This window comes from Rhodothermales bacterium (assembly GCA_041391505.1).
GTDB lineage: Bacteria > Bacteroidota > Rhodothermia > Rhodothermales > JAHQVL01 > JAWKNW01.
In genome coordinates, this window is the sequence record JAWKNW010000060.1 from 1 (window position 1) to 5,734 (window position 5,734).

General features: G+C 65.1%; 4 protein-coding genes. All 4 read right to left on the minus strand.

Annotated features, from left to right (window positions below; translation table 11 throughout):
• A partial coding sequence (locus R2834_24700; protein ID MEZ4703554.1) for a kelch repeat-containing protein occupies nt 1–1,622 on the minus strand: 1,622 nt, incomplete at its 3' end.
• 103 nt (nt 1,623–1,725) lie between these two features.
• A complete protein-coding gene (locus R2834_24705; GenBank protein ID MEZ4703555.1) occupies nt 1,726–3,441 on the minus strand; it encodes a protein kinase in 1,716 nt (571 codons plus the stop codon).
• A complete protein-coding gene (locus R2834_24710; GenBank protein ID MEZ4703556.1) occupies nt 3,420–4,931 on the minus strand; it encodes a sigma 54-interacting transcriptional regulator in 1,512 nt (503 codons plus the stop codon). Before R2834_24710 ends, R2834_24705 begins: the two co-directional genes overlap by 22 nt.
• A 42-nt stretch (nt 4,932–4,973) precedes the next feature.
• Nucleotides 4,974–5,734, minus strand: a 761-nt coding sequence (locus tag R2834_24715) for a carboxypeptidase-like regulatory domain-containing protein (GenBank protein MEZ4703557.1), incomplete at its 5' end; no start/stop codon positions are given.

The window sequence follows — 5,734 nt, forward strand, 5'->3', positions numbered from 1 at the left end:
GAAAAATCGCTGCTCGTCGAGACCTGGACATCGGACGTCGACGCGCCCGGTGCGGACCAGGTCAGCGCCAGGCGGAGCGCCATGTCCAGCGCGCCGTCCGCGGGAAACGTGAGGACGGGAGCGGCCGGGGCGCCGGCCACGACCGTCACCGTGAAAGCCTGCTGCACGGTCACCGTCCCGTCGCCCACCGTCAGCACCACGTTGTGCGATCCCAGCTCCGAGGCGGTGGGCGTTCCGGCCAGCGTGCCGGTGCCGTCGCCGTTATCCACCAGCGAAAGCCAGGCCGGCACCGTGGCGCCGAGCGTGAGCGCATCGCCATCGACATCGCCCACGGTCACGTCGTACACATACGACGCACCGGTGAGCGCACCCTCGACGGGCGAGGTGACGAAGGCGGGCGGATCGTTGACGGCGCGTACCGTGACCGATACGGTGCCGGTCGACGAGATGCCCGATTGATTGACGGCGGTGTAGGTGAACGAGTCGGATCCTGCGTAATTCGGCGCCGGCACGTACTGCAGCGTCGAATTGTTCACTTTCGTCACGGCGCCGTGCGCCCCCTGCGAGAACCCGCCGATGGCGAGCGCTCCGCCGAGGGGGTCGCTGTCGTTGATCAGGACGTTGACCGAGGCGGAGACGTCCTCGTCGAGCACGAGCGCATCGTCGATCGCCGACGGCGCCGGCAGGACCGAATAGGACTCGACGGACGACAGCGCGTTGCCGGCCGTATCTTCGCCCCCGAACACATAAACTTCATCGCCCACCGTGACGGCCGCGAACGATTCCCGGCCGGCGTTCAGCGGCGCGAGGGCCTGCCAGCTGTTCGATACCGGGTCGTAGCGATCGACGGACGCCACGACCTGGTTGTTGGCCTTGCGGCCCCCCAGCGCGAGGATGCGTCCGTCCAGGGTGACGGCCGAAAGACCGCCCCGCGCCACGGCGAGCGGCGCACGGTCGATCGTGCCCAGTTCCGAGGTATACAGCTGGACGAGGTTCATCGGCCCGAAGGCGTTAAAGCCACCCAGCGCATAAGCCGAGTCGCCGAGGGTCACGGCGGTGAACGACGCCCGCGGAATGTCCAGCACCCAATCCGAAGGCACCCACTTCGTGTCGTTTGGATCGTACGACTCGACGCTCGTCAGGATCTGCTCGTTTTCATTCGAGCCCCCCACCACATACAGTTCGCCATGCAGCACGACGGCGGCGAGCCCTTGCCGCGCCTCGTCCAGCCCGCTGAAGGAGACCCAGCGGTTCTCCCCTTCGTCGAACACTTCCACATCCTTGGTGGTCTCGTCCGAATTCGTATGGCCACCGATCACCATCAGTTGCCCGTTATAGACGACTGCCGCGCCATTTTCGCGTCCTTTGCGGAGGCTCGGGAACGTCTCCCAGGTGTCGCTGGCCGGGTTATACCGCTCGACGAGATCGAGCACGTCGCCGTTGGCGTCCCGGCCGCCGATCACGTAGATGCGGCCCTGGTGCTCGACCGCCATGAGCCCGGAGCGCGCCGTCGCCATGGCCGAGCGTGCCTGCCATTTGGCGGCGGTTTGCGCCCGCGCCGAATCGACGGGCGATGAAACCAGAAGCCATGAAAACAAGAGCCAGAGATAACGCGATTTCATTGCGTTCGGTATGAACAGGTGTTCAAAATTTGGTCAGTTGGAGGGCATTTTCGGGGGTGTACGTACCCTGACTGCAACAGCTATACCACTTTGCAAAAAGCCCCTATTTTGCCAGTAAATCCTGCATTTTATAGGCTTTTTTGATGACCTCGCCGGCTTCCACGACGAGGGTGGTTTCCCAGCGCCCGACGCCGGGTAATTCCAGCGCCAGACGATGCGCGCCGGGCCACAGGATGATCGGGCTTTCCAGGGGCGTGTCGTCCACAAACGTGGAATCGATATACACCTTCGCCCAGGGTATCACATCCAGATCGAGCGTTGCCACCGACCGCCACAAGGATACGTTCAGGGTGTCGGACTGTCCGGGGCGCAGCGCTACCGAGGTGCGGTAGGGAGGAAAGTTGGGGTGGCGGAGGACGACGGCATAGGTGCCAGCCTCCATGGACAGCGACCGCGCCGGCGGCGCCGTGCCGAGCGAGTCGTCGCCCACAAACACGTCGCAATACGGCGTACAGGCTACCGAGAGATGGGCCAGGGCCGGAGGCGCTTCGACGACCGGCACGGTCGATATGGTGTCCGCCGCTTCCGGCTGCTGCGTGCCGGGCTCCGGCTGTATCGTTTCGGGGAAGGCCTCGGACGCCGGCGCGGCGGACTGCCCCTCGGGCTGGCGGCCGGGCGGCATCGCGGGGCGCGCGTCCGCCGGCACGGGGGCCGGATCGTTCGCCGGCGGGTCCACCTCCACACGCGACGTATCCGGGGAATTCGCGACCGGAGCCGGCTCGCTCTCCGGCTCCCCGCGGCCGAACGACCAGATCGAGAACGCAACGACCAGGAGTGCGACGCCCATCCAGGCGGCCGCCGGCACCCGCCGGGGCCGTGCAGGAGGCGACGGCTCGCGCACCGGCGCAGCCAGCGGGGGTTCGATGCGCGCCGGCGGTTGCTGCAGCGCCGCCGTCGTGCCCTCCGGGTCTTCGAGAAAGGCTTTGAGCTCGGCGGCGCCGGCGGAACGCACATCGCGCCATACGCTCTCGAGATCCGCCGCCAGCACCTGGGCGCTCGCGTACCGATCCGCCGGCGACTTGGCGAGGAGCTTCACACATACGGCGTTCATCGACGCCGGTACGTAGGGGTTGGCGTCGAGCACGCGCGTCGGCTCGTAATTGAGGACGGCATCGATCAGGCTGCTCGCATCCTTGCCGGCAAAGGCGGGGTGGCCGGCGAGCATCTCGAAAAAGGTAGCCCCGAGCGAAAACAGGTCGGACTGCGCCGTCGGCACGGGATCCATCAGGTACTCGGGGGCCATGTAAGCGAGCGTGCCGCGGATTTCCGACTTCCCGCTCTCCCCCTCCTGAAGCGACGCCATCCCGAAGTCGGCGATTTTGACCTGCCCTTCGTGCGAGAGCAGGATGTTCGCCGGCTTCAGATCCCGGTGGAAGATGCCCTCCGCATGCGCGGCCCGGAGGCCGGCGACGACGGCGGAGAGGATATAAAGCGCCAGGGAGGCCGGCAGGCGATGCTCGGCGAGCAGGTTCGCGAGCGACATGCCTTCGACGTACTCCGCCGTGAAGTAGGCCCCGTTCGCGGAGCGCCCGAACCCGTAGACACTGACGACATTCGGATGCTGGATGCGCGCCATCAGCCGCGCCTCTTCCTCGAAGCGAGCCGTCATCTCCTCGTCGTGCCGCGCATCGGGATTGACGACCTTGAGCAGGACAAACCGATCCAGCGACGCCTGGTACGCCTTGTACACGACGGTCCAGGCGCTTCGGGACAGCTCCAGAAACGGCTTGACGTCTGCTACGAGGTCGGGAGATTCCATTCCTTGAGGCGATTGTGGATCCAGCCGCGCGATACCCCGAGGCGACGGGCCGTCTCGGACACGTTGCCGTCGCTGTCCTTCATCGCTTCGAGCACGACGCGTTTTTCGATATCGGCGAGGGTTTGTCCCTCATTCAGCATCTCATGATACGTCCGCTTGAGGGGCTTTTCTCCCGCCGGCAGGTTCATATCCTCCACATCGAGAAATTCGCCCCGCGCCATGACGACGGCGCGCTCGATCGTGTTCTGCAACTCGCGCACGTTGCCCGGCCACGGATGCGCGCGCATGGCCTCGATCGCCTCGGGTGTAAATCCCTTGATGTACTCCCGCCGGCCCACGGCGTATTTGTCCAGAAAGAAGTTCGCCAGCAGCGGGATGTCCATCCCGCGGTCGCGCAGAGGAGGCGTGGTCAGCGATATCGTGTTGAGGCGGTAGAGCAGATCCTCGCGGAAGGAGCCGTCCTTGATGAGCTGCTTCAGCGGTTTGTTGGTCGCGGAAAGGATGCGTACGTCGACATGCCGCACCTTGGTCTCGCCGATCCGTTTGATCTCGCCCTCCTGCAGCACGCGCAACAACGCCGTCTGGAGCGACGGGCTCAGGTCGCCGACTTCATCCAGAAACAGGGTCCCGCCGTCTGCGGCCTCGAACAGGCCGGCCTTGTCCACAGCCGCTCCCGTAAACGCGCCTTTTTTGTACCCGAACAACTCGCTCTCCAGCAGCGTGTCCGGCAGCGAGCCGCAAAATAGCGCGAGAAACGGCTTTTTCTGGCGGTGGCCGTTGTAATGGATCGCGCGGGCCACCAGCTCCTTCCCCGTGCCGCTCTCGCCTTCGATGAGCACGGTGGCGTCGTTGTCGAGCACGCGTTCCATGATCGCATAAAGCCGGCGCATCGGCGGGCTCTGCCCGATCATTTCATCGAAGCCGTGGATCCGCTGCAGCTCGCTCCGAAGCTGGCGGTTTTCGTCGCGCAGCGTCTGGTACAGCCGTGCGTTTTCGATGGCCACCGCCGCGAGATTCGAGAAGGCTTCCAGAAAGGGGAGGTTGTCCTGCTTGAACCGGCTCCGATCGGTCAGGCAATCCATATAGATCGCACCGATCTGCCGGCTTTTCAGGCGCAGCGGCACACACGCGATCGACTTGATGCGCTGCACCACGATGCTCTCCGCGCCACTGAACCGCTCGTCCTCGAGGGCCTCGTGCACCATCACCGGCTCACCGGTCTGCAACACCCGGTGTACGACGCTGGTCGAGATGCGCACGACATCGCCCAGCTGCTCCTCGGTAAAGTTCATGCTGGCGCGGACTTCAAAGCCGGCGCGCTCCGTTTCCGAGTTGAGCAGCACGAAGCCTCGATCGGCGCCGAGCGCGTCCATCGCGGCCTCCAGCACCTTCTCCATCAACGCCCCGGATTCCTGAATGGAATTTAGCGTCAGCGCAATGTCGAACAGCGCTTCGAGGTTGGATCTGTTTTGCGGTTCCGCAGCGGACATAAGACCAGAAAAATTAAGATGGCGCGCGGCGCCGGTTCGGCGCTACTGGATGCGAAAGCCGGCTTCGCGCGAGCGGCTGCGATTGCCGAATTCGTCGACCACCGACACCGTCCAGAAGTATTCGCCGGACAGCAGGGGGGTCGGAATCTTCAACGATACGCTATCGGCGGGAATGTTTTCGAGGAGCTGAACGACGGTCTGGATATTCTCATCGACGCGGACGATGTCGAGCCGGTACGTGTAGGGATAGGGCATGCGAAGCGGCTCCCAGTTGAACCGCGGCGCGGGATCGATGAGGGTGGCCAGACTCGTCGGGGTACTCGCGACGGGCGTAGCGTCGATCACGCGCGCGATCTTGCGGGCGCTGCTGACCAGTTCATAGCCGGCGCGATCCCGAACGTGGATCACGTGATCGTGCCCGAGCAGCGACTCCACGCCGACCGGGAGGCTGGCTTCCTGGAGGATCGACAGAAACTGACCCGGCGTCCCCGACGCGACGAGGGTGTCGACCAGTCCCACTTCGGGGACTTCGATCCACACCCGATCGATGTCGGATATCCCGTCGGGATCGCTCACCTCCGCCGTAACCTCCAGTCGGTACAGCTCCTGCGGAGGGGGCCACCACCGGCTGATGTGCGCCGAACGCACGTCGAAACGGTCGACGCGGGGCATGCCGTCCATGCGCATGACCCGCTCCACGATGTCGCCTACCACGACCGTCACGCTGTCCGTGGTCGCCACATAACCTTCGCGGCGCGCCGTGAGCACGTACGAGCCGGCCGGCAAATCGCCGACGCGGAAGG